This window comes from Sulfurimonas sp. (assembly GCF_029027405.1).
Lineage (GTDB): Bacteria > Campylobacterota > Campylobacteria > Campylobacterales > Sulfurimonadaceae > Sulfurimonas.
In genome coordinates this window covers 1,638,497-1,665,012 of sequence record NZ_CP093396.1, presented here as the reverse complement: position 1 = coordinate 1,665,012, position 26,516 = coordinate 1,638,497, and the positions used below count along the sequence as shown (strand labels likewise).

The window sequence follows — 26,516 nt, the reverse complement described above, 5'->3', positions numbered from 1 at the left end:
TTACAAAACCTTATAGGTAAAGGGTTTGTAAGTTAATTGAGTTAGTTATAAATATATTAACCCATCAATCTATTAATATCGTTAAAAAGACCTAAGCCCATTAGTGAAAAGAGTATTACCCAACCTGCTATTGTTAGTTTTATGATGACTGATTCACTAGCTTCTCGTCTAAATATAAACTCATAAAGATTAAACATGATATGCCCGCCATCTAGTGCGGGGATAGGTAGTAGGTTTAAAACACCTAAGTTTACAGAGATAAGAGCTGCGAAAAACAGAACGCTCATCCAGCCTTGTGCTGTGGCATCTGAAGTAAGTTTTACTATGCTTATGACACCGCCTAACTCTTTTGCTGGAACTTCTCCAACTATGAGTTTTTTAAGTCCTGTAAATATCATAGTAGATGCCCAAATAGTTTTTTCTGTTGCGTAAGATAGTGTGTCAGATGGAGATAGCTCAAGCTTATGAAATACTCCTGCACTAGCGATGCCAATCATCTTTTTTTGTATAACTTCATTAAACATATTTGTGGTTTCTTGTATGCTAGGAGTGAGTGTTTTAAACTCTAAATAACCATCTCTTTGTATCTCTATATTTAAACTTCCATCCGAATCACTGATGATTTTTGCCATCTCTTCCCATGTAATAATGTTTACTCCATCTATGGACTTTATGATGTCATTTTCTTGTAAACCAGCTTTAAAAGCAGGGAAATCTTTAACTACTTCGCCAATTACAGGAGATAAAATATTTGGACCACCAAGAGCAATACCAAAGTATAAGAAAAAGGCTAAAACAAAGTTAGCAACAGGACCAGCTAAAAGTATAAATATTTTTTGCATAGGAGTTTTAACATTGTAGCTATCAGCATCTAGGCTTTTTTTAGTTGGGTCGGAGTCATCTTGACCTTTCATGCGAACATATCCACCAAGTGGAACAGCTGAGATGCTCCACTCTGTATCCCACTTTCTAAATGTAAATAGTCTTTTTCCAAAACCTATACTAAAAACTTCAACAGTAACACCCATAAACTTTGCCGCTGCATAATGACCAAGTTCGTGAAAAAATATAAGTCCTGAAAGGACTAAAATAGATACTAATATACTCATTTGTTTTCATCCTTAATGATAGCTTTTTTAAATCCCCAAAGATATTCAAACCCAGAGTAAAGAGTTAAAAATACAGCAAACCAAAGTAGCTCATTTGCAAATGGCCAGTGCATAAGTAAAAATCCTATGGCTATCATTTGTGCAACAGTTTTAACTTTTCCAGCCCATGAAGCTTTTACTTCTAAACCTTCACTAACTGCTACTGTTCGTATTCCTGTTATAAATAATTCTCTAACAATGATGATGTAAATAGCCCAAGCAGAAGCTGCACCTGTCATCATTAGACCTAAGAATGCGGCAAGAGTTAACATCTTGTCTGCAAGTGGGTCAAGTATTGCACCCATCATTGTCATTTGATTCCATTCTCGTGCTATAAAACCGTCAAAAAAGTCAGTTGCAGATGCAAGAACAAATAAAAGAGTTGCAAAGTAGTAGTTCCATGAAATATGAAAACCATTATCTGTGAAGATCTCTGGATTTAAAATAACCCAAAACATTAACGGTGCTAAAAGAATACGAAGTGATGCTAAAGCATTTGGAAGGTTTAACAAAAAAAGTCCTTAAGTTTATTATGATATGATTTTAGCTTTTTTTTGCTTATCAATGGTTTATTTTTCGATTCAAAATATTCTCAACAGATGCTATTTTGGTTTTTAGTCTGTTTTTTGTATTTTTGCGAATATCAAACTTTAGTGAAGAGTATACTCTTTCGCAGTCACTTAGTTGCTCATAAGCAAGTTCTATGATAGATAATGCTTCTTTCATTGTGTCAGTCTCAACAATAGTTCCCATAGGTGTTAGTTGGTAAGATACACCTGACTTATCTATAGCATCTATTATTTTGCTAACTTGAGCAGAGACAGAAGAACCATCTCTACATTCATCTGAAGTCGGAAACATCGAAAATTCTAGTAATACGCTCATAGTTATCTCTTTTTTAGAGATTATACAAAAATTTAATTAATAAAGTTTTGTTTTTGTATAATAGATATATAAATTAATACTAGGGGAAAAAATGAAAAAATTAAGTTTATTTCTAATGGCATTATCTTTAAGTTCAGTACTTATGGCAGATGCATATAAAGGCTGTGTAGTTTGTCATGGTAAATCTGGGGAGAGAGCAGCTCTTGGTGGTAAAAGTAAGGTAATTAAAGATATGACTAAAGCAGATATCGTTGCATCTATGAAAGGTTATCAAGACGGTACATACGGAGGAGCTATGAAAGCAATGATGGTTGAACATTCAAAAGGTTTATCAGAAGCTGATATAAATGCAATTGCTGATAAAATCGGAAAGTAATTTGTAAAGAAAAATTTCCACCTTAAGTAAGGTGAAAATAATTTATAGTTTATTTAAAAGAAGTTCCACCATCTACAACGATGATTTGTCCTGTCAACCAAGAAGAAGCTTCGTTGTTACATAGAAAAAGACAAGCACCTGTTAAGTCTGTTGGGTTACCCATGCGACTAAGTGGAGAGCGTTTTACAACTTCTGCTTTTACTTCTTCATAGTTTGGAAATGCTTTTAGTGCATCTGTATCGATTGGACCACCACTAACAGCATTTACACGAATTCCTTTTTCACCAAGTTCAGTAGCAGCATATTTTATCATTGTTTCTATAGCTGCTTTGTTTGTTCCGTGACCTGAATAGTTTGGAGTATAAACAAGATTACCAGTTGAACTCATAGAGATTATAGAACCGCCACCAGTTTTTTCCATTCTTTTTACAGCTTCTTGCGCACCAACAACAAAGGCACTAACAGTTGCTGTATATATATTTGTTAAACCTTTTGGTTTAAGACGCATAAAAGGAGCAAATCCACCAACAACAGAACGACCAGAAATAATAGCATTTGAAATGAAAAAGTCTAATCTATCAAAATCTTCATCAAATTCTTTGTAAACATCTTTGTAAGTTAAAGGTTCTAAAATATCTAACTTATATGCTTTTGATTTTACACCGTATTTGTTTTCAATATCTTCAATTATTTCATTTGCTATATCTGCGTTTGATGCGTAAGTAAAAGCAACATCACAGCCTTTTGCTGCAAAGGCGTAAACCATAGCTTTACCGATACCACGAGTCCCACCACTAATAAATAAAACTTTTCCTGTCATTGTTTTTTCAGCCATTTTTATAGTCCTTTGATGTCATAATTTTTCATAACTTCTTCTATTCTTTTCATATTTTCAACACTTGGAGGTACAAGAGGAAGTCTGTATTCTAGTGTATCTATTAGACCTGCTATGTACATAGCTGCTTTTATAGGAACAGGATTTGACTCACAAAACATTATAGAGTTAAGAGGGTATAGCTTATCATTAATCGCTTTTGCTCCTGCAAAATCTCCAGCCAGTGCAAGTCTTACTAACTCACTTTTTAAATCAGGCATAAGATTTGATGTTACCGAAGTGATTCCAGCTCCACCATTTGCTAAAATAGGAAAGTCAATAGCATCATCTCCAGAAAATACTTTAAGCTCAGGACAACGAGAAAGAAGCTCAACTGTACGCTCTAGTGAGCCTGTTGCTTCTTTAACACCATAAATGTTTTTTACATCATTAAAAAGACGAATAGTTGTATCTGCTGATATATCTATACTAGTTCTTCCTGGTACATTATAAAGCATAAAAGGTAAGTCAGAAACTGAATTTGCTATGGTTTTATAGTGTTGATAAAGACCTTCTTGAGATGGTTTTACATAGTATGGACTTACAGAAAATATAGCATCTACGCCACATTTTTGAGCGCGTTTTGCCATAGTTACCGCTTCTGCTGTTGAATTACTACCAGCACCTGCTAATACTTTAGTATTTGTACCTTTACAAATTTCAACCGCAATTTCCATGCATCTTATGTCTTCATCACTTGTAAGAGTTGCACTCTCACCTGTCGTACCAACAGGACATACTGCATCCATGCCATTGTTTATTTGTCTTGTAATTAAAGCAGCATAAGACTGCTCATCTAGTTTTCCATTTTTAAACGGAGTAATTAGTGCCGTTGAAGAACCTGTTACTATATTCATCTTGTTAGCCCCTTATTATTATTTATTCGCGATTATATCAAAAAAGTGCTAATTATATGCTAGAAATTTTTTAAAATATAGTTCTATTTTATCTTTTGAGTAAGAATTTTCTTTTTCTCTAATGCGGTAAACTTTTTTATAAAAAATATATTTTTCTATAATATTCATAGTATGAAACTTATCATATATATTTAATAAAAAGTCACTCTTTATAGAGAGATTTTTTGACTCTAATGTTATAAATATTTTATGAAAATTATCTATATCTTCTATTGTATGAGGGTTTATATCTGAGTTTATTATGTAGTGAATTTCTTCAACACTAAAATCTTTAGACATTGTTTTAGCATAATAATCTAGAAGTAAGTTTATCTCTTGGTTTCTCTCTTTGTTGTAGTCGGCATGCTTTAGATATGAGTAAAGATTTGGTTTACTTTTTTGCCAATTATAAAGAGTATTTACTTGTACTTCAAATTTTTGGCTTATTTCTCTGTTATTTAGCATCTAGTCTTTCTTTATCAAAATATGATAAGTGGCAGTACAATAAGCTACAAGTGTGTCTTTGGCAAATAGTTCAATAGTTGTAAAAACAGTTCTTTTACTTTTGTTAACAACTCTTGCTTCAGCAGTTAAAATTTGTCCATCTGCTGGTTTTAAATAGTTAATTTTTAGCTCAATCGTTACAGCAGTTTGTTCTTTTTCTAAAGCAGAAACAGCAGCATACCAGCCACAGTGATCAGCTAAAGTTGCAATAGCTCCACCGTGGACTACTCCAAAATGTTGTTTATGATGTTGTTTTATGTCAAATCCAAGTTGAGCATATCCTTCGCCTAAGTCAAGGACTTCACCACCAATATATTTTAAAAAATCTATCTCTTCTTTATCAATGTCTTTAGTATTCATTATACCTCGTTAATTAGATTGACACCATTATTTTCAAGTATCGTTATAGCTTTGTTTAGTTCCTTGTCTATAACTTTAAAAATAAATGCACCTATTTTGGCATTTGACAAAGTATACGTATACTCAATATTTATGTTTTCTTTTGCAAGTGCTTTTATAACACTGTTAAAACTACCAACATGGTCACTTATTTCAACTGCAAAAACATCAGTGAAACGAGAAGAAAACCCATCCTTTTCTAAAACTGCTTTTGCTTTTTCGTTGTCATCTACGATTAGCCTAAGTATACCAAAATCACTGGCATCTGAAAGGTTAATAGAATGAATTGATATATTATTTGTAGCTAAAAGCGTAGTTATATCGCTTAATTCACCTTTTTTGTTTTCTACAAATATAGATAATTGTTTTATTATTTTTGACATTTTATACCCTTTTATCTATAACTCTAACTGCTTTACCCATACTTCGCTCTATTGTGCGAGGCTCTACTAGTTTTACATTTGCATTTATGTATAAGTTGTTTGTAAGTGATTGTTGAATATCTTTTTTTATTTTTTCCATTTCAGGGATTGAGTCACTCATAACATCTTCACTAACTTCTACTAAAATATCTATCTTATCAAGATGACCTTTTTTATCGGCAATGATTTGATAGTTAAGAGTTACACCTTCTGCATTTGCTATGACATGTTCAACTTGAGAAGGGTAAACATTTACTCCATTTACAATTATCATATCATCAACTCGCCCAACGATAGACTCCATACGAATTAAAGTCCTTCCACATTCACACGGGGAGCGATGAAGAGAAGTAATGTCCCCAGTACGATATCTAATGATAGGAAGAGCTTGTTTTGTAAGAGAAGTTATAACTAATTCACCTCTCTCTCCTTCTGCTAAAACTTCGCCTGTTTTATGATCTACAATCTCAGGATAAAAATGGTCTTCATTTATATGTAAAAGTTTAGAATGTTTACAGTTTGAACTAACCCCTGGCCCAATTATCTCACTTAGTCCATAAACTTCGTGATAGTCAATTCCCCAAACGCGACTCACTTCTTCTTTAAGTCCATCACTTGTTGGTTCTGCACCAAAGACTCCAGACTTAAGTTTAAAGTCTTTAAGATAATCATTTCCTGTTTTTTTAGCCGCTTCATACATATGAAGTGCAAAAGATGGAGTCGCGGCTAATATAGTCGCATTAAAATCTTTCATTAGTAAAATTTGTCTATCTGTAAAACCACTACTTGCAGGTATAGTTGTAGCACCAATAGTTTCAGCACCATTATGAAAACCTAGTCCACCAGTAAAGAGTCCATACCCATAAGCATTATGCACTACATCCTCAGCAGTCGCTCCAGCCATTGTATATACTCTTGCCATTACTTCATCCCAAACATCCATATCATGCTTTGTATAGCCTACAACAGTCGGTTTTCCTGTTGTTCCACTTGAACTATGGATTCTTACTACTTCACTCATTGGAACTGTGAAAAGTCCAAACGGGTAGTGATTTCGTAAATCTTGTTTTTTTGTAAATGGTAATTTTTCTATATCTTTTAGGCTCGTAATGTCATTATGGGTAAGTTCAAGTTCATCAAATTTTTCTTTATAAAAAGAGGTTAGTTCATAAACTCTTTTTAAAGTTTCTTGAAGTCTAAAAAGCTGAACTTCTTCAATTTTTTCTCTTGGAGCACCTTCAATTTCATTCCATAACATTAAAGCTCCTTTGCATCTTCCATTGCTTGGTTTAGTATTTTTATATTTTGCTCTGCAACTTTAGCGTTCATTTGAGCAATGGCATCCTTTACTTCTTGTATGCTAAAAGGGAAAGTTTTATCTGTCATCAGTGCAATACCAAGCATATATACATTTAAGCCTTGAATAGGAAATTCCCCGTTTTCAGCTTTTACAAATGCATCTACCTTTGCGAATCCTGCAAATGGTAGAGCAGGGTACTCATCTTTTTTTCTTGCATTTGTAACCATTGTACCAGCTAGTTTTAAAAATGCAACATTTCTAAGACCTTCATTTTTCTCTAGTGCTATCATTAAATCAGCTTGATTTTTATCAATAACAGGGTTAGTAAAATCCCCTATTTTAATATCACAAGAAACAGCGCCACCTCTTTGACTCATACCATGATTTTCAGTTCCTAAAAATGCTATATCACGATTACTAGCACAGATAGCTAAAACTTTTACTAAAAATACAACCCCTTGACCACCAAAACCAGCTATTACAACTTGATACTTCATCTTAGTTACCTCTTTTTAAATAGTCAAAATCTTGAACAAATGCATCTGTTGGACAAACGATGTCTAAACAACCGCCACAACCTGCACAAAGGAAAGGGTCTATCTCTATAACACCATCATCATTGTATTTCATAGGAGGGCATTTATACACAGTTGTACATTGGTCACATGCTACACAAAGATCAGCATCTACTTTAGCAAAAATATTTGGTATAAAATCATCAACTCTTTCTCTATCTAATACACAAAACTCTCTTACTATTACAACAGTAGGCCCAGTAGCGTCTTTATGAATATCTTTAACTTTTCTAAAAAACTCAATATTATCATTCATCTCATAAGAGTACTGATGTTCAAGACAATCTATTCCCATACCTTCAACAATCTTTTTAATGTCGATTTCTTTGTTAGCTCTTGCTGGTGTAGTTTGACGACCTGTCATTGCGATGGTTGAGTTATCGAGTATGACAAGAACAAATTTATGGTTTTGATATACAGCATTTATAAGTGGAGGTATTCCTGAGTGAAAGAATGTTCCATCTCCGATGGTTGCAACAACAGTTTTATCTGGGTCACTAATAGAAAAACCACTTGCCATAGATATACTTGCTCCCATACAAAGAATACTATCAATAGCACCTTGAGCTAGAGCTAAGGTATAACAGCCAATATCAGATGGATAGATAGTCTTTTTCTTTTTAAAAACTTTTGTTATTGCATAGTAAACATCACGATGTGGACAGCCTGGACATAGTGCTGGTGGTCTTGGTTCTATATCAAAATTTAGTGAAGGTGGAGTAGCATAGATATTTTCACCATCATAAAAACCAATATTTTGGAATGCTTTTAAAATTCCTTCTTTAGTCATTTCATCTATTTGGTGCATCGAGTTTGTATTTTTACCATATACATTAGGAGATGCAATTTGCTCTTCTATACATGGGTATGGCTCTTCAACAACTAAAACTTTATCGTAAGACTTAAATCTATCTCTCATCTCATCAGCAGGAAGAGGGTACGGCATAAGAACTTTTACAACATCAGCTTCTAAACCAAGGTCACTTAATGTTTCTAGTGCAAAACCATAACCAGTTCCACCAGTTAAGATAAGAAGTTTTTTATCTTCACATTTGTCAAACTCAGGTTTTAAAAGATGATCCCAGTTATACTCTTTGATAACTTCGATGCGATTTAACTGCTCTATACCTTGAGGAAGTCTGTCTTTTCTAGGTACTGCACCCCAACGAGGAACATCTCTTTTAAATTCACCCTTATTTGGTTGAAAATTTGTTTCTTCATCCATTTCGATAATTTCACGAGCATGACATACACGCATAACAGGACGAAGCATAACTGGAATTTGAAATTTTTCTGATAACTCTACACCATACTTAGTAAGGTCATAAGCATCTTGAGGAGTTGCTGGATCTAAAACAGGAATACGCGCAAATTTTGCAAATACACGAGAATCTTGTTCTGTTTGTGAAGAGTGAAAACCAGGGTCATCAGCAGCTATAAGTAAAAAGCCACCAAGGTTTCCTATGTATGAAGCACTCATAAGTGGATCACTAGCTACATTTAGTCCAACTTGCTTCATTGTGGCACAGGTTCTTTTTCCAGCTATTGCTCCAGCATAAGCTACTTCAAAACCAACTTTTTCATTTGTTCCCCACTCAGCATAAATATCTAAGTTTAGTTTGCGTTTTATTTTTTGTACTTCAGTTAGAATCTCACTAGATGGAGTTCCTGGATAGCCACTAACCATATCAATATTTGCATGGACAATTCCCCATGCAATTGCATCATTTCCCATTAATGTTTGTTTCATAAATCTTCCCATTTATAATTATTTATCTATAAAAGATATATTTGTGTTAATTTACACAATAATTGTATAAAATATGCTTAAAGCAAAGTAAATTTATATAATTATTGTAAAATATTAATATTAGAAGCTATAGTATGCAATTAAACGATATTCACTAAAGCTCATATTTTTTGAGTTACCCAAATTTAGCCAGTCTTTTGGAAAGTTTGCTCTTGCTCTTAGTTTGAAGTTTTTAGTTACTTTATATATAAAGTCTAAATCTACTTCTTGTGTTTTCCAAGAATATCCACTTTGATAACCATTATATTTCCCGATGTTATATTGAAAATATTTTACCATTGCTAATAAGTCTAAACCTGTTAGTTGTTTTAGCTGATAATCAACTCCTACCATATAAGAAGCCGTATCTCCTAAGTTGGCATGTAATGCACCCTGAGAGATGATAAAAGGATTTGCTCCACCTAGAGCATTAATGATTGCACCATCTAAAACCGTGCCCTCATTAGCAGGAGTATTTACATAACGCAAATCAAGTCCAAGTCCATTTGAAAGTCCAGCTTTTAGTATCGCTCCATATTGCGAGGAATCTACATCTTTTGAAACACCACCAACTGCAAAAGATTTTCCTAAAAGATTGTCTCCAGCGCTATTTTGTTTTGTGTAAAAAGCAGATGCTAAAGTTTTTACACTTCCAAGTTTAGTTTTATAAGTAACTTTTGCCATTACTATATTCATAATATCATGAATATATTGATCCCAAATAGAGATAGTTAAGCCTTTTACACCTGTGTAGTTTATGTTTGCATAAGTCATACCCATAGTGCTTTTTGTGCTAGTAGTTCCTAAGTAAACATCACTAATTTTTGCAAATTCTCCTACTTTGTACCCTGAACCAAAACCATAAATAAGACTTAATCTTGTAAGTGAACTATTTGGATTAAGTACACCGTTTGCAACAGGAACAGAATTAGCAAATCCATTTGTTTGGATTTTGTTTATATGACCTAACTCAAAACCAAGACTTTTTATATCATTGTTTTTGATAACTAGACCTTCAAAAGTATTTGGTAACATTCTAAAGTTATTTGGAGCGGCAAAAGGAGTGTTGATACTTAACTGCCCAAACTGTACAGAAGTTTTTCCTGCCGTGTAACCAAGATAAGCCTCACCTAATACGCTATAACCTCCACCATCTTGACCAAAAAGAGTAGGATCATTTTCATAGGAATTTTCAGACTTCTTGTCTACTTTGTTTGTAGTATAAAAAGTAGCCCCTGCGTCAAAACCATAATATTTTCCAGTTTTATAGCCTAGATGTCCACCAACTGAGAGACCGTCTCTAGTATATTGAGATGGATTTTTACCAAAGCCGCTTCCCCAGTCATATGAACGATTTATATAAAAAGCTTTTAACTGACCACTTGCCTTTCCATTTTCAAAGGCTTCTTTTATAGTATCTGCCGATACACTTACACTAGCAGTTAATAGAGTTGCTAATACTAAACTTATTTTTTTCATCTATTTTCCTTTTTTTAGTCGTTAAAGCACTTCTCTAGATGTGCTTTATTTAATTTTTTAGTCATTAATGACACTATAATTGCGGTTAATATAGATAGAGGTAAGGCAATCATTAAAGCATCTACAAAGATAATATCTCCGCTTAAGAGTGAATCTTTACCAAAAATAGCTTTACTAACTCCTAGAGATTTTGCTTCTTTAAAGTGAACAAACAGAAGCCAAAAACTTGAAACTGATAAACCAACTAACATAGAGCTAATAGCTCCTGCTTTTGTCATTCCTCTCCAAAATAATCCACCAACAAAACTAGGTAAAAATACACTAGCACAAAGAGCAAAAAATATAGCCGTAGAACGGGCAATAATCGCTGGTTGATTGTCAAAGGCATAAGCAAGACTTACAGAGAAGATAATCATCATAACAACGCCCAATCTTGTAACAGTAATGGAGTTGTGATTTTTAGAGCTTAGTTGTTCAAAAAGGTCACGACCGACTGCTGTTCCCATTGTGTGAAACTGAGAAGAAAGTGTACTCATAGCTGCAGATACAAGAGCAAACAAAAAGATAAAAGCGAACCATTTTGGCATCGCAGTGTTTATAAAGTGAGGTATAACCTTACCAATAGAACCAGCACTTTGAAGTGCATTTTTACCTTCGTTAAACTCATAATACCAAGCATTTGATAATGCTCCAACGACAAAGATAATTCCAGTCATAGCAACTATAAAGACTGAACCAATAAGAACTGCACGATTTAGCTCTTGTTTACTCTTAACAGTCATAAATCTTACAATAAGTTGAGGCTGAGCAAGAACACCAATACCAACACCCATAGTAATAGTTGTGATAACAAACAACCAACCCTTACTCATAAATACAGGCATAGAGTTCCAACCTTCAAATCCCCAAAGAAGGGATAATTTCATCATAAAATCAGGTGAACCAGGTTTTAAAGTTTTTATGCTAATTTGTGCTAGAGGGTCTATAACTGTTGCTTGCCAAACATGCTCTAGTTTTGTAAATGCAGCAGTTACTCCACCAAGTGAGTCAAAAGTAACGACCATTAAAATTACCATTGCTACAAACATTATGCTACCTTGAAGAGCATCTGTGAGCATAACTCCTTTTAGACCACCTGCAATTACATAAGCTGTTATGATGACAGAAAATACTAAAAGAGACAGATGATAATCTGCTCCAAAATAAAGTGCTATAAATTGTGTTCCACCAATAAGAACCGCTGTTGCGTAAAGAGGCATAAAAAGTAAAATGATTACGGCTCCAAAGATTTGGATAAATTTAGAGTCAAATCTTTTTGCAAGTAACTCTGGAAAAGTGTGTGCATTTAAACGATAACCCATTTTTCTAGTAGGGTTTCCTAAAAATACAAAAGCTATAAAAATACCTACAAAGATATTAAAAACAGTAAGCCAAAGTAGTGAGTTGCCAAGCCAAGCTGCAACTCCACCAAAACCAACAATAGCTGCTGTTGATATAAAAGTAGCACCATAACTAAGCGCCATAATAAAAGGATGCGTATCCCGTCCAGCTATAAGATAATCAGTTGAGTTTTTAGTGTTTTTGTAACCTTTAAAGCCTAAGTAGCCCAAAACAGCTAAGTATAGAATGATAATTATATTTTCAAAAGCACCCATTATAGTTCATCCTCTATATTTTTTTCAGTTTTGTTCCACTCTTTAACATGAGCAGGTGGTTTTACATATCCATCTTTATTCCAATTTATTACTCCGTAGATAACACTTGCCAAAGTACTAACAATTATGAGTAAAAAAGCTAAATTGATACCAAAATCAAAATATTCCATGAGTCTCCTTTCATTATTTAGTGATATTTCACAAATAATGTATTTATAAATATTGATATTCTAATTATTTAAATAATTATAAATTAATATTTAAGTTATCTCAATTATTGCAAAGCTAAGCATAAATTAATATTAAAGCATTGTAAAAAGTTATAATTTTTTTTTAAACTGTTCTTAAAGTAAAGAATATTAACTTAAAAATCAAAAGTAAAATAGTAAATAAAATGGCACTTACAAAAAGATAAATAGTATTTTTAGAATGAATAATATTAAAGAAGTTTTTAACTCCAAAGACTCTGATCGTTAGAGTGAAACTCACAAAACCACCAACCGTAGATGCTAGGGCTAGACCGCTTACTCCCATAGGTGATATTAGTGATAGGGCAAAAATTATGTAAGTGAGTAGAGAGTAGGTTGCTATTTTTGCGGCTTTCATTTGCATCTCTTTTGCATATAGCCATAGGACAAATAATTTTTGAAGTCCAAAAGGAAGTAATCCTATCATGTACATTTGTAGAACTAGAGTTGTATTTTGAGTATCATCTGCACTAAAAGCACCTCGTTGGAAAAGAAGAGAAGTTATCTCACGAGAAAGTACAAGTCCACCAATGGCACTAGCCGTGAGTAAAAATGCTAAAAACCAAAAAGCATGTTGTAAAAATTCTAAAGCTTTTTTTTCATCTTTGTTCTTTATGTACCTTGCTATTCTTGGAAACAGAGCGATAGAAGTTGCAATAGCAAAAAGTGCTAAAGGAAGCTGAAAAATTCTGTTTGCATAGTAAAGGTAAGAGATAGAACCAGTTAGTAAAAAAGAAGCTAAAAAAGTGTCTAAAAAGGCACTGACTTGTGCAGTTGAATTTCCCCACATTGCAGGAAAAAATTGGTTTCTAAATTTTGTAGTATCACTCTTGATAAATTTTGATTTTTTATGTAAATATTTAAATCCTCCTACTATTAGCTTTAGCAGTCCTAGTCTTTGTATGGCAATAAGATGAACTAAAAGTTGTAAAATACCACCAATAACTACACCCCAACTAAGATAGTAAACTATCTCAATTTGTGATTTATCTTGTGAAAAATATAAAGCTAAAATAAGTGAAAGATTGAGTAGTGCAGTAGAAAATGCAGAGGTTGCAAAATGGTGTTTATACTGAAGTATAGCACTTAAAAAAGTAATAGTAAATATAAGTGGTAAATACCAAAAATTTATAGCTACGAAAGGTGCAGCAATCTCTATACTTTTTTCATCAAAACCTACTGCTATGGCTTGTGCCCAAAGGGATGGAAATAAATTTACAATTAAAGTTATTAAAAGAACAATAGATATAAATATCAAAAAAACATTAGCTGAAAAAACACCTTTATGTTTTGACCTTGCAAAAGCTGGCATAAAAACTTGTGTAAAAGCACCTTCTGCAAAGATTCTACGAAAAAGATTTGGTAGTTTAAAAGCAATGAAGAAAATATCACTATATATATTTGCACCAAGGATAGATGCTGTTAGTAAATCTCTGAAAAATCCTAAAATTCTTGAAAATAAAATTCCAAAACTGTTGGTAAATATAGCTTTAAACATGGGCTTCTTTCGGCTTCTTTATTCGTTTTACGAAAGTTTAACAAAGATTTGATTAAAATAGAGGGTTTAGTTTTTAAAATTTAAATATTGTAGGAATATATGGCATTATTTGGTTCAGGTAAAGAGAGTAAAAAATCATCAAAAAAAATTCGTCCAACTATTGTGCGCACGCAAAATGTTGCCAAGGAGTTAATCGATGTAGCTAAATTTTACAAAGTTAATGTCAATAAAATTGATTTTAATATATTGGAAGTTCAAACATATACTCGCATGAGTAATGAATCGGCAGAGGTAGATTGGGACGAAATATCTAGTGAAGACCTTACTGAATTAGAAGATAAAGGTTCTTTTTTAAATAAAGATTTTCAAATTAAACAGATGTATGAGATAGAAATATTTTCAAAAGTACAAAATGATAATTATGTTGATTTTAGTTTAGCTATTGGTGCAAATGCTACAAAATGTAAAGTTTATCTGAGTATTAAAGCTGGTTCTAGTGTTAGTTATAATCCAAGGTTTGAAAAAGAACTTGCCATTCTTATAAATAAAAGTAAAGTTCGTGCAAATATACTCATAAATATTTTTGATGAAATGCTAGATGATGTTATATCAAAAATTGTAGCACATGTTAGAGTTGAAGAAGAAGTTATTTATGACAAAAATCAGACATATCTTATAGCGAAGGCTTATGAGCCAACTTTAACTACCGATGATGAAATTATTTTGCATTATGATAAAAAAGAAGAGATTACTGAAAGCTCTAAGGTCGATTATTCAAGTAGAGATTTTATACAAAATGTTTATAAAGATGAACTTCTTATAGAGTATATAAAACCTAAGGAAGGAAAAGCTGGTAGAAACTGTCGTGGTGAATTTATGGAGCCTAAAGAACCGATTGAGGCTAATATTCCTACATTTAGTACAGATGATACGATTAAAATCATTGATAGTGAAGATTGCATAGAATATTGTGCTTGTGAAAATGGTTATATTGTCTTAGAGGGAACAAACTATACAATAAAGTCAGAAGTTGATATAGGAGAAATAAGTTTTAAAACAACTGGTAATATAACTGCTGGAGTAGATTCAGGTATAAATTTAAATGTAAAAGAACCAGATGCTCAAAAAGATGCTATTGGTTCTGGAATGGAAGTTGAAGTATCTGAAATAGACATAGACGGTAATATTGGTGCTTACGCTAAAGTAGTGGCATTAAAAGCAACAGTATCAGGGCAAACTCACAAAGATTCTGTTATTAAAGCAGATAAATTACAGATAAATGTCCACAGGGGTGTAGCGTATGGAAGAAATATTAATATTTCAAGGCTTGAACATGGAGAAGTTGATGGAGATATAGTAGAAATTTCTAAAGCTGTTGGTGGAAATATAAGAGCTAAAGAAATAGTTATAGAGTTATGTACTTCCCATGTCGAAGCTACTGCTTCAAGGTTTATAGAGATTAAGAAGTTACAAGGAAGTGAAAATACTTTTACCATTGACCCTGTACTTAAAAAATCTACACAAGTTGACCTAGGTGAAAATCATGAAAAAATTGAAAAATTACAAAAGGATGTAAATAATATAAACTTAGAGATAAAAAAATATACAAAAATTATAAAAGGAAATTTAGCTACGCATAATGATGTTAAAAAACGACTATTGCATTATAAAAAAAGTGGTGTTAAAATGCCTTCTTCATTCATTAAACAATATAAGCAGTTTATAAAAATGCAAGAGCATTTAAAAAAAATAAAACAAGAATATGATATAAAACTTGATAAACTAAAATTATTAACAACACAAACAGCTTCTTTTCAAGATAATATTTTTGATGCAAGAATAATAAATAGAGATAAGTGGGTAGGTTATAACGAGATAATATTTAAGTTGGTTGATCCACCTATTGAGTTGAGTCATAAACCTGTAGAAGGCTCAATAGATATGATTTTCGCAGTTGTAGAGCTTGTAGATGGCGGGTTTAAAATAGAGGCAGTGAAAGAATAAGTGAAAGTATTTTATAGATGATAGTAGGAATAAAAGGCCATATAGTATATAAAGAGCCAAGTTTTGTGCATGTTGATGTTCAGGGTATAGTGTATGAGGTTTTTATATCTCTTCAAAGTTTTGCATCTATCGGTAGTGATGAGGTAAAGCTTTTTACAACTCAAATAATCCGCGAAGATGCACAACTACTTTTTGGTTTTTTAGAAATGAGTGAAAAAAAGATGTTTGCACGACTTATAAAAATAAATGGAGTTGGACCAAAAGTAGCTATGGCTATTTGCTCAACTTACACGCCATCTCAATTTGCGACAGTGATAAACAATAAAGATATGAATGGTGTGAAAAAAGTCCCTGGCATCGGACCTAAGAGTGCAGGACGAATTTTAGTAGAATTAAATGGTTTTGATGTTGAGTTAGTAAGTTCAACAGATGCACCAAAAAGTATAGCTTTTTCACAAGCAACTGAAGCACTAGAATCATTGGGCTTTAAAAAAGATAAAATTACAAAAGCATTAAGTAGTTGTAATAGTGACGATACAGCTTCTCTTGTAAAAGAAGCTTTGAAACTTCTTCAGAGTGTTTAAATTTAAAAGGTAAATATAATATGAAACTATATGGAATACCAACTTGTGATAGTGTTAGAAAAGCTAGAAAATTTTTTAAAGAAAATGAGATAGATTTAGAGTTTATTGACTTTAAAAAAACTTCTGTTGATTGCAAAAAGGTTGATGAGTGGTTAGAACAGGTGGATATGAACTTACTTTTTAATAGTCGTGGAACTAAGTACAGAATCTTAAAGTTAAAAGAGTTGAACCTAGATGCAAGTGGAAAAAGAGAGTGGCTTTGCAGGGAAAATATGCTTTTTAAAAGACCAATCGTAGAGTATGAAAGTCAAGTAGTAGTTGGCTTTGATGAAGAAAAATACGAAAAAATATTTATAAAATAAGGGATTATATTTGAGATTAATAATATTGTTTGGTGGTGCTAGTTTTGAGCATGAAATTAGTATAGTAAGTGCGATAACTTTAAAAGAAAAGCTATTAGGAATTGATATAAATTATATATTTTGTGACCAAGACCATAAGTTTTACTTGATAGAAGACTCTAAGATGAAAGCAGTGACTTTTTCTAAAGGTGAGCATAGAAATATGCCAGAATTGAGTATATCACATGGCGGATTTTATCAAAAAACTATGTTTAGTTCCTCACAATATAGTGACACTGTTTTAAATCTTATACATGGTGCAGACGGAGAAGATGGAACTATCGCAGCTTTGCTTGATTTCTTCTCTATAAAATATATTGGACCAAGAGTAGATGCTAGTGTATTTTCTTATGATAAGAGATATACAAAGTGGCTTTGTGCGGCAAAAAATATTAAATGTGTTGATTATGAAACGATAGCATCTGATGAACATCATCGTATAAATAGCTCTTACCCTGTTATTATAAAACCTTCTCGTCTTGGAAGCTCTATTGGTGTGAGTATAGTTAAAGAAGAGAGTGAACTTGATTATGCTCTTGATGTTGCTTTTGAGTATGATAAAAGTGTTTTAGTTGAACCATTTATAGAAGGTGTTAAAGAGTATAATCTAGCTGGTTTTATGGCAAAAGGCGAAATGCATTTTTCAATAGTTGAAGAACCTCAGAAAAATGAATTTTTAGATTTTGAAAAAAAATATTTAGATTTTTCACGCTCAGAACAAGTTTTAAAAGCAGATATAGATGAAGCCTTAGAAGCAAAACTAAAAAATACCTTTACTAAAATATATAAAAATATGTTTGAGGGTGCACTGATTAGATGTGACTTTTTTGTTGTAGATGGAGAAGTTTTACTAAATGAAATAAATCCTATCCCAGGATCTATGGCAAATTATCTTTTTGAAGATTTTAATTTATCTTTAGAACTTCTTAGCTCAAATCTACCAAGTAATAAAAGAACAAAAGTAACTTATGATTATATCCATTCAATTAGCCAAGCAAAAGGTAAATAATGGCAATAAAATCCATTCAATATAATCAACAAACATTTGACATTAGCTATGAGATAATAAATCCTCAAGCTAGCGTTGATTTGATTGTTTTGCATGGTTGGGGTTCAAATAAAAGCCTTATGAAAAAATCGTTTTCTCCATTTATGAATAATTTTCGTCATATCTATATTGATTTACCAGGTTTTGGTTCAAGCAGTTGTGATGTTGCTTTATATACAAAAGATTATGCAAAAATCATTGAACTTTTTATGACTCAAATAAATGCTTCAAAAGATATAATACTTGGACACTCTTTTGGTGGTAAGGTAGCTACTTTACTAAAACCTAAAGTCTTAGTTTTAGTAGGTAGTGCAGGGATTTTCATACCTAAGCCATTTAAAATTAAAGCAAAAATAGCTCTGTTTAAAATGTTTAAAGTGTTTGGTCTTGCAAAATTTCGCTCTTTACTTGTTGCAGAAGATGCAAAAAGTTTGAGTGAACATATGTATCAAACATTTAAAAATGTTGTTGATGAAGATTTTAGTGAAAAATTTGCATCACACAAAGGAAAGGCACTTCTTTTGTGGGGTAAAGATGACACCGCAACTCCTCTAAGTTCAGCAATAAAGATAGAGAAACTTATAAATAACTCTACTTTAAAAGTTTACGATGGCGATCATTATTTTTTTATGTCCAAATCAAAAGAAATCTCAAAAGAGATAGAGGAAACTTATAATGTTTGACTTTGAAATATTCACAGCCTTTGTAACAAATGTACTTTTTGTCACTCTCCTTGGTTGGTACCTAATTACCAATCTTCAATGGTATGACTATAAACTATCTCGTGTAATTTTAAAACATCATAAACCTCAATGGCATGTTTTATACTTTTTTATTCCCTTTATCGCTTATCATACAACAGGCAAATTTTTCCCTATCTTTTTCTTTTTTGCTGTTTTACCAGCCATTTTTGTTTGGCATAAAAAGTTAGATAAAAAGCTTGTTCTTACTTGGCGTGTTAAGCGTTTTTTAATTCTTCTTATCTCTTTAGTATTGTTTCAAGATGTACTTTGTACTTTAAAAGGTATTTGTGAAACTTACGGTGTTTTTATGCCTTTAGCTCTTGCGTATATTGGCAGTGTGATGATAGAGAAATTTCTTTTTGAAGCATTTAAAAAAGAGGCAAAGAAGAAACTTCAAAGTATCCAAAATTTACAAATAGTATGTATAACTGGAAGCTACGGTAAAACAAGTATCAAAAATTTTGTCTATGAAATACTAAGTAAAAAGTACAATGTTTATGCAACTCCAAGAAGTGTAAATACATTGGGCGGAATTATGCGTGATGTTAATGAGTCTTTACCTAGTGATGCCCAGATATATATTTGTGAAGCAGGGGCTAGGCAAAGCGGAGATATATATGACATAACAACTTTCTTAGAACCTCAAACAGTTGTTGTTGGGAAAGTTGGAGAGGCACATATTGAGTATTTTAAATCTTTAAAAAATATCATAGCTGCAAAACTAGAAATCATGCAGTCACCAAGATTAGAGCGTGCTTTTATTCATAACTCTGTGACAGATGAACCACATGAAAAAGTAACTTTTTTTGGAGATAATATTTCAAACATAGATGCTACTTTAGAGTCAACTAAATTTGATTTAAATATTTCAGGTGAAGTTATGCATCTAAGTACAAATATTTTAGGCTCTTTTCAAACTATGAATATTGCAGTAGCAGTTCATGTCGCAAAAAGTTTTGATATGAGTAGCGAAGAGATTACAAAAGCAGTTGCAAAACTAACTCCAGTTGAACATAGACTTCAAAAGATAGTTGCAGGTGGGAAAATCATACTCGATGATGGTTATAACGGTAATATAGATGGAATGCTTGAGGGCGTTAGACTTTGTTCTTTACATGAAGGAAGAAAAGTCATAGTGACCCCTGGTTTAGTTGAGAGTAGTGATGAGTTAAACCTAAAACTGTGCGACGCTATAAATGAAACCTTTGATATAGTTATAATTACAGGTGCTTTAAATGCGGCACTTTTTGATAAAAACATAAAAGTAAAAAATAAAATTATCTTACCTGATAAGTCAAAGATTACAGATGTTCTAGCCTCTCAAACTGCGTCTGGAGATATCATTTTATTTGCAAATGACGCACCGAATTTTATATAGGTACTTAAATGAACGAAGCTCAAACGCGAACTAAATATCTTTTATATGCTTTTAAATGTAAGAAAAACCAAAAATATAGCTATTGGTATGAAACTGATAACAAATACTTTAAAGCTAAAAAACCTCCTGAAAGTATTTTAGATAAAAATATAGATGAAATAAAAGCTGTAAGTATTGATGATATCATATTAAATCCATGGAATGAATGGGATTCAAATAATACTCAAAAAATAATTACAGATGCAGGTGTTTGTATAAATTATTTGAAATCTACGGACAATGACTATATACAAAAACAAGAAGATCTGAAGTTATTGGAGCTTTATAGTTATTTGGTAGATAACTTTGATATATCTAGGTCTTTTGGATTTAACACTGTTAAAAAATGGCATAAAGAAGTTTTTAGTTCTATCTATCCATTTGCTGGTGAACTTAGAAGTGTTAATATGAGTAAGGGAAATGCTGAAGAAGCTTGGGTTTGGAGAGTTGATTTTTTAAATGCTATTCCTGAGTTAAATGAATTTATAAAAGAAGTTAGTAAGAAGAGATATGAAGACATAGATAACATTGCTCATGATTTATCTAAACTAATAAGTGATTTCTTATTCATACATCCATTTCGAGAGGGTAATGGGCGAATAAGTAGAGTTTTATGCGATATGATTTTAGCAAAAAATGGTTTGCCTATGATAGGATTGAAGCTGAAAAAAGAGGATAACTATATACAAAGAGTTCACTCTGGATATGATTGTGATTACGAGCCTATGAAAGATTTGTTGAAAATGAAAATAGAAGAGGAAATTACGAGTGAATAAGTTTATAATGTTCTTTGAGTTCTTTCTTTGTGATTTTAGAACCTTCAACTTTGGCAGAAGTGTAAACAGAATTAACAATCATTTTTTCTTTATTTTTAGCACTAGAAAAGTACTTATTAGAATTAGCAATAGTTTTTTTCATGATGTTAACCTTTACTTTAAGTGCACTAATTATAGCATAATAAGATATATAAAAGATATTCAAAAGATATATAATAGATATCTTCAAAGCACAACTCAAGTAAAATTATGGATATGTAATGATGATAGATAAAAGTATAAAGTATTTAGGATATTTTACAGCTTTAACTCTTGGTATATTAGTTCTTCTTGTTGTGTATGACGCAACTTCAAGGTATCTGTTTTCAACGGGTTCTATTGCTTTACAGGAACTAGAATGGCATCTATTTGATATTATTATTCTTTTTTCTATTGCTTATACTTTAAAAGAAAATGCCCATGTAAGAGTAGATATATTTTATGCATCATATAGTGAAAAAACAAAATCTTTGATAAACATAATTTCTTCACTTTTTTTTATACTACCTTTTTCTTTTCTCCTCATTTATATAAGCCTTGATTTTGTACACTTAAGTTTTGTTCAAAATGAGATGTCATCAAATCCAGGTGGATTGAAATATAGATACTTAGTAAAAGCACTTTTACCGCTCTCTTTTGTTTTTTTAGCTCTTGTTTCATTTAAAGATGCCAAAGATAATTTTTTAAAATGGAAGTCACTATGATAGCTTTGTCTATGTTTGTGGTGGTTTTAATACTTTTGATGGTTGGAATTCCTGTCGCTTTTGTCTTTGGAAGTGTGGCTATTGCTTTTGCATTTTTAGTGCCAGAGTTAGGCTTAGATGTTTTTGCAGTATTACCATTTCGCATCTATGGCATTATGAGTAACACAACTCTTATGGCAGTTCCTCTTTTTATAACAATGGGTCTGATTTTAGAAAAGTCAAAAATGGCAGAGAGATTGTTGGTGTCTATGAGTGCTTTGTTTCGTGATGTTCGTGGTGGTTTAGCTGTTAGTGTTGTTTTAGTTGGTGCGATGCTAGCTGCATCTACTGGGATAGTATCAGCATCTGTTGTGATGATGAGTGTTATAGCACTCCCTCTTATGTTAAAAGCTGGATATGACAAAGGCTTAGCATCTGGAACTATCGCAGCTAGTGGAACTCTTGGTCAGATTATTCCTCCTTCTATTATCTTGATAATATTAGGTGATGTTATGAGTGTAAGTGTAGGCGAACTTTTTATGGGTGCTGTTTTACCAGGACTTCTTTTAGTAGGTCTTTATATATCTTATATCCTTACTCGTGCATATTTTAGACCACTAGATGCACCCCTGCATTCTCATAAACAACAAGAAAAAGAAGGTATAAAAAACTTTTCATTAAAAGAAATCATCATTTCTATTGTCCCTCCTTTACTTCTTATGTTTTTTGTTTTAGGAAGTATTTTCGCTGGCATCGCATCACCTACTGAGTCTGCTGCTTTTGGTGTTGTTGGAGCTATAATATTAAGTCAGTTAAATAAATCACTAAATACACAGATGCTAAAGTATGCTTCTATGGAGAGTTTAAAACTTACAGGTATGATTTTTATGATTCTTATCGGTGCGACCGCATTTTCACTTGTTTTTAACGAACTTGGTGGTTCGGACTTGATACTAAAGTTTTTTAGTGAAGACATAGGAGATGTTTGGGTTTTTATTGGTTTTGCGATGCTTGGTATCTTTATACTTGGTTTTTTTATAGACTTTATAGAGATTTCATTTATCATAGTCCCTATCTTAGTTCCTATCATGGAAAGTTTTGGCATCGACCCCATCTGGTTTGCGGTTTTAATAGCTCTAAATCTTCAAGCCTCTTTTTTAACACCACCTTTTGGTTTATCTCTGTTTTTCCTAAAAGGAGCAGCAGGAGATAGTATAAAAACCATAGAAATATATAAAGGCATCATCCCTTTTATACTTTTACAACTTTTAGGCTTAGGTTTGGTTATACTGTTTCCAGATTTAGTTTTTGCGTTTTTGTAAGTTGTACGCAAAATGAGCAAATCCCATTTTACTACGCTAACCGCTAAGGCACTAAAGATAGCCTTTACGAGTCAGAAATTTTTATAAAAGGATTCTTATGCAAGACATACTTTATGCACCTTGGAGAGATGAATATGTTACAAATAAAAATATACAAGGGTGTACTTTTTGTCATATAAGCACAAATGAAAGTAATGATGAAGAGATGCATGTTCTTTATAGAGATAAATATTGTTTTTTAGTGATGAATAAGTATCCATATACTCCTGGGCATTTTATGATTATCCCTCATTTTCATACAGACAAACTTGAAGATTTAGATAGCGAAGCTTGGATACATATGAGTGCTTTAGCCCAAAAGGGTGTAAAACTTTTAAAAGAGGCTTTAAATGCTCAAGGTGTAAATATTGGTATGAACTTAGGAAAGGCTGGTGGAGCAGGGATAGCAGAGCATATACACATGCATCTAGTGCCTAGATGGGAAAGAGATACTAACTTTATAACTTCTATCGCTCATACAAGGGTTTACTCTACTGATTTCCAGATAATATATGAAAGAATAAAAAGTTTAATACCTAAATATATAGATGCTACTTAGATATTTATTTTCGTTTTTTCTATTATTTACATATGTAGATGCTTCCAAATATCCAATTACTTTTGCAAAGATGGGAACTCCTCTTTTTAAATCAATAAAACCTATATCAAAAATATCAGACATTGATAGTTTAAAGGTAGTATCAGACGACTATATTAAATTTGCAAATACAACTATGCATACAGGTCTTTTAATAGATGCTTCAAATGATGATTTTAAAAAGAAAGAATATCTTTTTAAGTTAAGAAAACTACAAAAGAAGTATGATAAGTTTTTGCATCAACTACATAAAAATATTGATGTATCTATAAAAGAGAAAAAGTATGACAAGTTTTTTAGACTGATATCTTATGAGTTTGATGGACTTCTAAAAGGCAGGGCTTTACAAAGGAAGTCTATAGAATTCTATAATAGCGTGAAAGCTAAAAAAAGAAGTAAAGTCTTAGATAAGAAGATAAGACATAAAAAGCTAATAGCAATGACTCAAAGTGAATTTCATACAAAAATTGTCAAATCAAATTATAATTCAAGCAGTAAGAAAATATCTACTAAAAATGTTTATATATTTGTAAAAAAATATGATAAATATATAATAATTTTTGCTGGTAATAAAAATCCTTTTAGTATAACTATAAACATAAAAGGCAAGTATAAAAATTTGAGCCATGGAAATGTTAGACAAACTTTTTCTATAACAGCAAACTCAACAAAACAATATATAAAATTGTACAAGCAAAAGGGTTCTTACTCATATAACTTTTCCTATAGTTGGATAATGGGCTCTATGGATGCAGTTCATGATGATAGTTACATATATAGACTTCCCTATGCAAGAGGTTCATCACATGTAGTTTCACAAGGATTTCACGGCAAGTCAACTCATAAAGGTATAAATTCTTATGCGATAGATTTTGTTATGGATATTGGTACAAAAATATATGCTTCAAGAGCTGGTGTAGTTGTTGATACAAAAGATGATTCAAATAAAGTTGGATATAGTAAAGAATTTGCAAAACATGGAAATTTTGTAACAATAGAGCATAAAGATGGAACTTTTGCAACCTACTATCACTTAAGAAAAGGTGGTGCTTATGTTAGAGTTGGCGATAATATAAACAGAGGTGATATAGTTGGATACTCTGGTAATACTGGCTACTCAAGTGGACCACATTTGCATTTTCAAGTCTATAAAGTAGTTAATGCAAATAGTATAAAATCTATTCCTATACAATTTATAAGTCATAAAGGAGTTATTAGTAATCCAAAAAAAGGTATATATTATAAGGCAAAATAAAGAGGTGTTATTATTATTTCTTTTTCTTACTTTTTAATGTGAAGTAGAATATACCAGCAATTATGATGAAAATTGCAATACGGAATGTCAAAGTTGTTAAGTCAGAAGTGTCATTCATGATAAAATCTTTATTTGGAAATATTTAAAAAGGTGGATGGGGATATAGGATTCGAACCTATGAATGCTAGCACCAAAAGCTAGTGCCTTACCACTTGGCGAATCCCCATCATTTATAGTTTAGAAAATTGGTTGCGGAAGCAAGATTTGAACTTGCGACCTTCGGGTTATGAGCCCGACGAGCTACCGAACTGCTCTATTCCGCGGTATAAACAAACTCTGTAATGTGTTTGTGAGCCGAAATTATAGACAAAAAGTTTTTTAATGTCAAGTGTTTAAGCAAAGAATTTTAGTTAAATTTATATTTAAATAACTTTTATGTATAATTTCATACTAAAAAAATATAAAGAGAATATATGACACCTACACAAAGAGTATTAGAAGCTATCCAAGAGATTAAAAAGGGTCGCATGATTATTATGTGTGATGATGAAGATAGAGAAAATGAGGGTGATTTAGTTTATGCCGCCGCATTTTCTACTCCAGAGAATGTAAACTTTATGGCAACTCACGCTCGTGGTTTAATTTGTGTGGCACTTAGTAAGCAGATTGCAACAAGATTAGATTTAAATCCTATGGTCAACTCAAACACATCTTCTTATGAAACAGCATTTACGGTTTCAGTAGATGCTAAAGATGCTCTTACTGGTATATCAGCAGGGGAGAGAGATGATACTATAAAAATCTTAGCAAATCCTATCTCTCATGAAACAGAACTTGTTAAACCAGGGCATATTTTTCCTTTAATAGCAAAAGATGGTGGAACGCTAGTTAGAACAGGTCATACAGAAGGTTCCGTTGATATATGTCGTTTAGCAGGTCTTAGCGAGGCAGGTGTTATTTGTGAAATCATTAAAGAAGATGGAAGCATGGCAAGACGAGATGATTTAGATATTTTTGCAAAAGAGCATGGCCTAAAAACTGTTTTTATATCTGATATCGTTGAGTATCGTTTAGCGAATGAAAGACTTGTAAATGAAATAGAGGTCAAAGAGATAGATTTTTTTGGTGTAAAAGTTAATGAGCATACTTTTGAAGATCATGACGGCATAAAACATACTGCAATTGTATTTTATAGTGCTGGTGAAGTTGCAAATGTTAGGGTTCACAATGTTATTCCAGATATAGAACTTCTTTTAAATCAAAAAAAATACAACAACCTTATAAATTCCATAGAGTATTTAAAGCAAAATAGTGGTGTATTAGTTTTTATAAATAAGACAAATCACCAAGATAATGCAGCTATAAAAGAGATAGGAACAGGAGCTCAGATTTTACAAACTTTAGGTGTATCAAAAATGAATCTTATAACATCTATAAAGCAAACTTCTTTTGTAGGGCTTGGTGGTTTTGGATTAGAAGTTAAAGAGATTATAAATATATAAATTAACTTTTTTTCTACTTTTGAGTCTTGTTTTAAAGGCTCAAACTTTCTCTCGAAC

At 32.1% G+C, this 26,516-nt stretch carries 29 protein-coding genes and 2 tRNA genes; 13 read left to right on the top strand and 18 right to left on the bottom strand.

Translation table 11 applies throughout. The features are described from left to right. Positions 1-56: 56 nt before the first annotated feature. From rseP to MOV42_RS07885, 3 genes are read right to left on the bottom strand one after another with little or no spacing between them, the layout of a single operon-like run. Positions 57-1,109, bottom strand: a complete 1,053-nt coding sequence (gene rseP / locus MOV42_RS07895; RefSeq protein ID WP_324170646.1) for an RIP metalloprotease RseP — start codon at positions 1,107-1,109, stop codon at positions 57-59. After that, on the bottom strand, positions 1,106-1,660 hold the full coding sequence (pgsA, locus tag MOV42_RS07890; protein WP_324170645.1) for a CDP-diacylglycerol--glycerol-3-phosphate 3-phosphatidyltransferase: 555 nt from the start codon (positions 1,658-1,660) through the stop codon (positions 1,106-1,108). Before pgsA ends, rseP begins: the two co-directional genes overlap by 4 nt. A gap of 49 nt (positions 1,661-1,709) precedes the next feature. After that, on the bottom strand, positions 1,710-2,033 hold the full coding sequence (locus MOV42_RS07885) for an MTH1187 family thiamine-binding protein (RefSeq protein ID WP_324170644.1): 324 nt from the start codon (positions 2,031-2,033) through the stop codon (positions 1,710-1,712). 91 nt (positions 2,034-2,124) lie between these two features. On the opposite strand from MOV42_RS07885, the gene MOV42_RS07880 reads away from it, so the two are divergent. Further along, positions 2,125-2,409: a c-type cytochrome gene (locus tag MOV42_RS07880; protein WP_324170643.1), complete on the top strand. Its 285-nt coding sequence runs from the start codon at positions 2,125-2,127 to the stop codon at positions 2,407-2,409. A gap of 49 nt (positions 2,410-2,458) precedes the next feature. Here the strand turns inward: MOV42_RS07880 and MOV42_RS07875 are convergent, their stop codons facing one another. The 12 genes from MOV42_RS07875 to murJ form a co-directional block, all read right to left on the bottom strand. Continuing rightward, positions 2,459-3,244 carry an enoyl-ACP reductase gene (locus MOV42_RS07875; protein WP_324170642.1) on the bottom strand — a complete coding sequence of 262 codons (786 nt, stop codon included), beginning with the start codon at positions 3,242-3,244 and terminating at the stop codon, positions 2,459-2,461. A 2-nt stretch (positions 3,245-3,246) separates the two neighbouring features. Next, complete coding sequence (dapA, locus tag MOV42_RS07870; RefSeq protein WP_324170641.1) at positions 3,247-4,140, bottom strand: 4-hydroxy-tetrahydrodipicolinate synthase; 894 nt, start codon at positions 4,138-4,140, stop codon at positions 3,247-3,249. Between the two features lie 48 nt (positions 4,141-4,188). Next, complete coding sequence (locus MOV42_RS07865; protein WP_324170640.1) at positions 4,189-4,644, bottom strand: hypothetical protein; 456 nt, start codon at positions 4,642-4,644, stop codon at positions 4,189-4,191. Beyond that, the gene (locus MOV42_RS07860; protein ID WP_324170639.1) at positions 4,645-5,043 is read right to left on the bottom strand and encodes a PaaI family thioesterase; all 399 of its coding nucleotides are present in this window, start codon (positions 5,041-5,043) and stop codon (positions 4,645-4,647) included. It abuts the gene before it with no gap. Further along, entirely contained in the window at positions 5,043-5,465 is a 423-nt protein-coding gene (locus MOV42_RS07855; RefSeq protein WP_324170638.1) for an ACT domain-containing protein, read from the bottom strand. Before MOV42_RS07855 ends, MOV42_RS07860 begins: the two co-directional genes overlap by 1 nt. A gap of 1 nt (position 5,466) precedes the next feature. Further along, positions 5,467-6,762 carry a phenylacetate--CoA ligase gene (locus MOV42_RS07850; RefSeq protein ID WP_324170637.1) on the bottom strand — a complete coding sequence of 432 codons (1,296 nt, stop codon included), beginning with the start codon at positions 6,760-6,762 and terminating at the stop codon, positions 5,467-5,469. Beyond that, positions 6,762-7,301, bottom strand: a complete 540-nt coding sequence (locus MOV42_RS07845) for a 2-oxoacid:acceptor oxidoreductase family protein (protein WP_324170636.1) — start codon at positions 7,299-7,301, stop codon at positions 6,762-6,764. Before MOV42_RS07845 ends, MOV42_RS07850 begins: the two co-directional genes overlap by 1 nt. A 1-nt stretch (position 7,302) precedes the next feature. Further along, the gene (locus MOV42_RS07840; protein ID WP_324170635.1) at positions 7,303-9,129 is read right to left on the bottom strand and encodes a thiamine pyrophosphate-dependent enzyme; all 1,827 of its coding nucleotides are present in this window, start codon (positions 9,127-9,129) and stop codon (positions 7,303-7,305) included. 120 nt (positions 9,130-9,249) lie between these two features. After that, complete coding sequence (locus MOV42_RS07835) at positions 9,250-10,647, bottom strand: OprD family outer membrane porin (protein WP_324170634.1); 1,398 nt, start codon at positions 10,645-10,647, stop codon at positions 9,250-9,252. Between the two features lie 14 nt (positions 10,648-10,661). Then, a complete protein-coding gene (locus MOV42_RS07830) occupies positions 10,662-12,302 on the bottom strand; it encodes a sodium:solute symporter family protein (protein ID WP_324170633.1) in 1,641 nt (546 codons plus the stop codon). Continuing rightward, the gene (locus MOV42_RS07825) at positions 12,302-12,472 is read right to left on the bottom strand and encodes a symporter small accessory protein (protein WP_321778138.1); all 171 of its coding nucleotides are present in this window, start codon (positions 12,470-12,472) and stop codon (positions 12,302-12,304) included. Before MOV42_RS07825 ends, MOV42_RS07830 begins: the two co-directional genes overlap by 1 nt. 163 nt (positions 12,473-12,635) lie before the next feature. Further along, positions 12,636-14,048 (bottom strand): murein biosynthesis integral membrane protein MurJ, encoded by a 1,413-nt coding sequence (gene murJ, locus MOV42_RS07820; RefSeq protein ID WP_324170632.1) that lies wholly within the window; start codon positions 14,046-14,048, stop codon positions 12,636-12,638. Between the two features lie 99 nt (positions 14,049-14,147). Between murJ and MOV42_RS07815 the strand changes: the two genes are divergently transcribed. The 7 genes from MOV42_RS07815 to MOV42_RS07785 are packed head-to-tail and all read left to right on the top strand — an operon-like array spanning position 14,148 to position 21,021. Further along, positions 14,148-16,052: a flagellar assembly protein A gene (locus MOV42_RS07815; RefSeq protein WP_324170631.1), complete on the top strand. Its 1,905-nt coding sequence runs from the start codon at positions 14,148-14,150 to the stop codon at positions 16,050-16,052. 17 nt (positions 16,053-16,069) lie between these two features. After that, a complete protein-coding gene (gene ruvA / locus MOV42_RS07810) occupies positions 16,070-16,636 on the top strand; it encodes a Holliday junction branch migration protein RuvA (RefSeq protein ID WP_324170630.1) in 567 nt (188 codons plus the stop codon). 20 nt (positions 16,637-16,656) lie between these two features. Continuing rightward, positions 16,657-16,998 (top strand): arsenate reductase family protein, encoded by a 342-nt coding sequence (locus tag MOV42_RS07805; RefSeq protein WP_324170629.1) that lies wholly within the window; start codon positions 16,657-16,659, stop codon positions 16,996-16,998. A gap of 10 nt (positions 16,999-17,008) precedes the next feature. After that, on the top strand, positions 17,009-18,046 hold the full coding sequence (locus tag MOV42_RS07800; protein WP_324170628.1) for a D-alanine--D-alanine ligase: 1,038 nt from the start codon (positions 17,009-17,011) through the stop codon (positions 18,044-18,046). Continuing rightward, positions 18,046-18,768 carry an alpha/beta hydrolase gene (locus MOV42_RS07795; RefSeq protein ID WP_324170627.1) on the top strand — a complete coding sequence of 241 codons (723 nt, stop codon included), beginning with the start codon at positions 18,046-18,048 and terminating at the stop codon, positions 18,766-18,768. The genes MOV42_RS07800 and MOV42_RS07795 overlap by 1 nt, the downstream gene beginning before the upstream one ends. Then, the gene (locus MOV42_RS07790; protein ID WP_324170626.1) at positions 18,761-20,206 is read left to right on the top strand and encodes a UDP-N-acetylmuramoyl-tripeptide--D-alanyl-D-alanine ligase; all 1,446 of its coding nucleotides are present in this window, start codon (positions 18,761-18,763) and stop codon (positions 20,204-20,206) included. Before MOV42_RS07795 ends, MOV42_RS07790 begins: the two co-directional genes overlap by 8 nt. 8 nt (positions 20,207-20,214) lie before the next feature. Continuing rightward, on the top strand, positions 20,215-21,021 hold the full coding sequence (locus MOV42_RS07785) for a Fic/DOC family protein (RefSeq protein WP_324170625.1): 807 nt from the start codon (positions 20,215-20,217) through the stop codon (positions 21,019-21,021). On the opposite strand, the gene MOV42_RS07780 is transcribed toward MOV42_RS07785, so the two are convergent. Then, entirely contained in the window at positions 21,008-21,163 is a 156-nt protein-coding gene (locus tag MOV42_RS07780; protein ID WP_324170624.1) for a hypothetical protein, read from the bottom strand. The genes MOV42_RS07785 and MOV42_RS07780 overlap by 14 nt on opposite strands. 118 nt (positions 21,164-21,281) lie before the next feature. On the opposite strand from MOV42_RS07780, the gene MOV42_RS07775 reads away from it, so the two are divergent. From MOV42_RS07775 to MOV42_RS07760, 4 genes are all read left to right on the top strand, one after another. Beyond that, positions 21,282-21,764, top strand: coding sequence for a TRAP transporter small permease subunit (locus MOV42_RS07775; protein WP_324170623.1), 483 nt, complete (start codon positions 21,282-21,284; stop codon positions 21,762-21,764). Then, positions 21,761-23,065, top strand: a complete 1,305-nt coding sequence (locus tag MOV42_RS07770) for a TRAP transporter large permease subunit (protein WP_324170622.1) — start codon at positions 21,761-21,763, stop codon at positions 23,063-23,065. The genes MOV42_RS07775 and MOV42_RS07770 overlap by 4 nt, the downstream gene beginning before the upstream one ends. A 97-nt stretch (positions 23,066-23,162) precedes the next feature. Beyond that, entirely contained in the window at positions 23,163-23,663 is a 501-nt protein-coding gene (locus tag MOV42_RS07765) for an HIT domain-containing protein (RefSeq protein WP_324170621.1), read from the top strand. Then, positions 23,653-24,957 carry a M23 family metallopeptidase gene (locus MOV42_RS07760; RefSeq protein ID WP_324170620.1) on the top strand — a complete coding sequence of 435 codons (1,305 nt, stop codon included), beginning with the start codon at positions 23,653-23,655 and terminating at the stop codon, positions 24,955-24,957. The genes MOV42_RS07765 and MOV42_RS07760 overlap by 11 nt, the downstream gene beginning before the upstream one ends. Before the next feature lie 151 nt (positions 24,958-25,108). Here MOV42_RS07760 and MOV42_RS07755 read toward each other — a convergent pair. After that, a tRNA-Gln gene (locus MOV42_RS07755) sits at positions 25,109-25,183 on the bottom strand. A 20-nt stretch (positions 25,184-25,203) separates the two neighbouring features. After that, positions 25,204-25,280 (bottom strand) — tRNA-Met (locus MOV42_RS07750). A gap of 150 nt (positions 25,281-25,430) precedes the next feature. Here MOV42_RS07750 and MOV42_RS07745 point away from each other — a divergent pair. Further along, positions 25,431-26,459: a bifunctional 3,4-dihydroxy-2-butanone 4-phosphate synthase/GTP cyclohydrolase II gene (locus MOV42_RS07745; RefSeq protein WP_324170619.1), complete on the top strand. Its 1,029-nt coding sequence runs from the start codon at positions 25,431-25,433 to the stop codon at positions 26,457-26,459. The last annotated feature ends 57 nt before the right edge of the window (positions 26,460-26,516 follow it).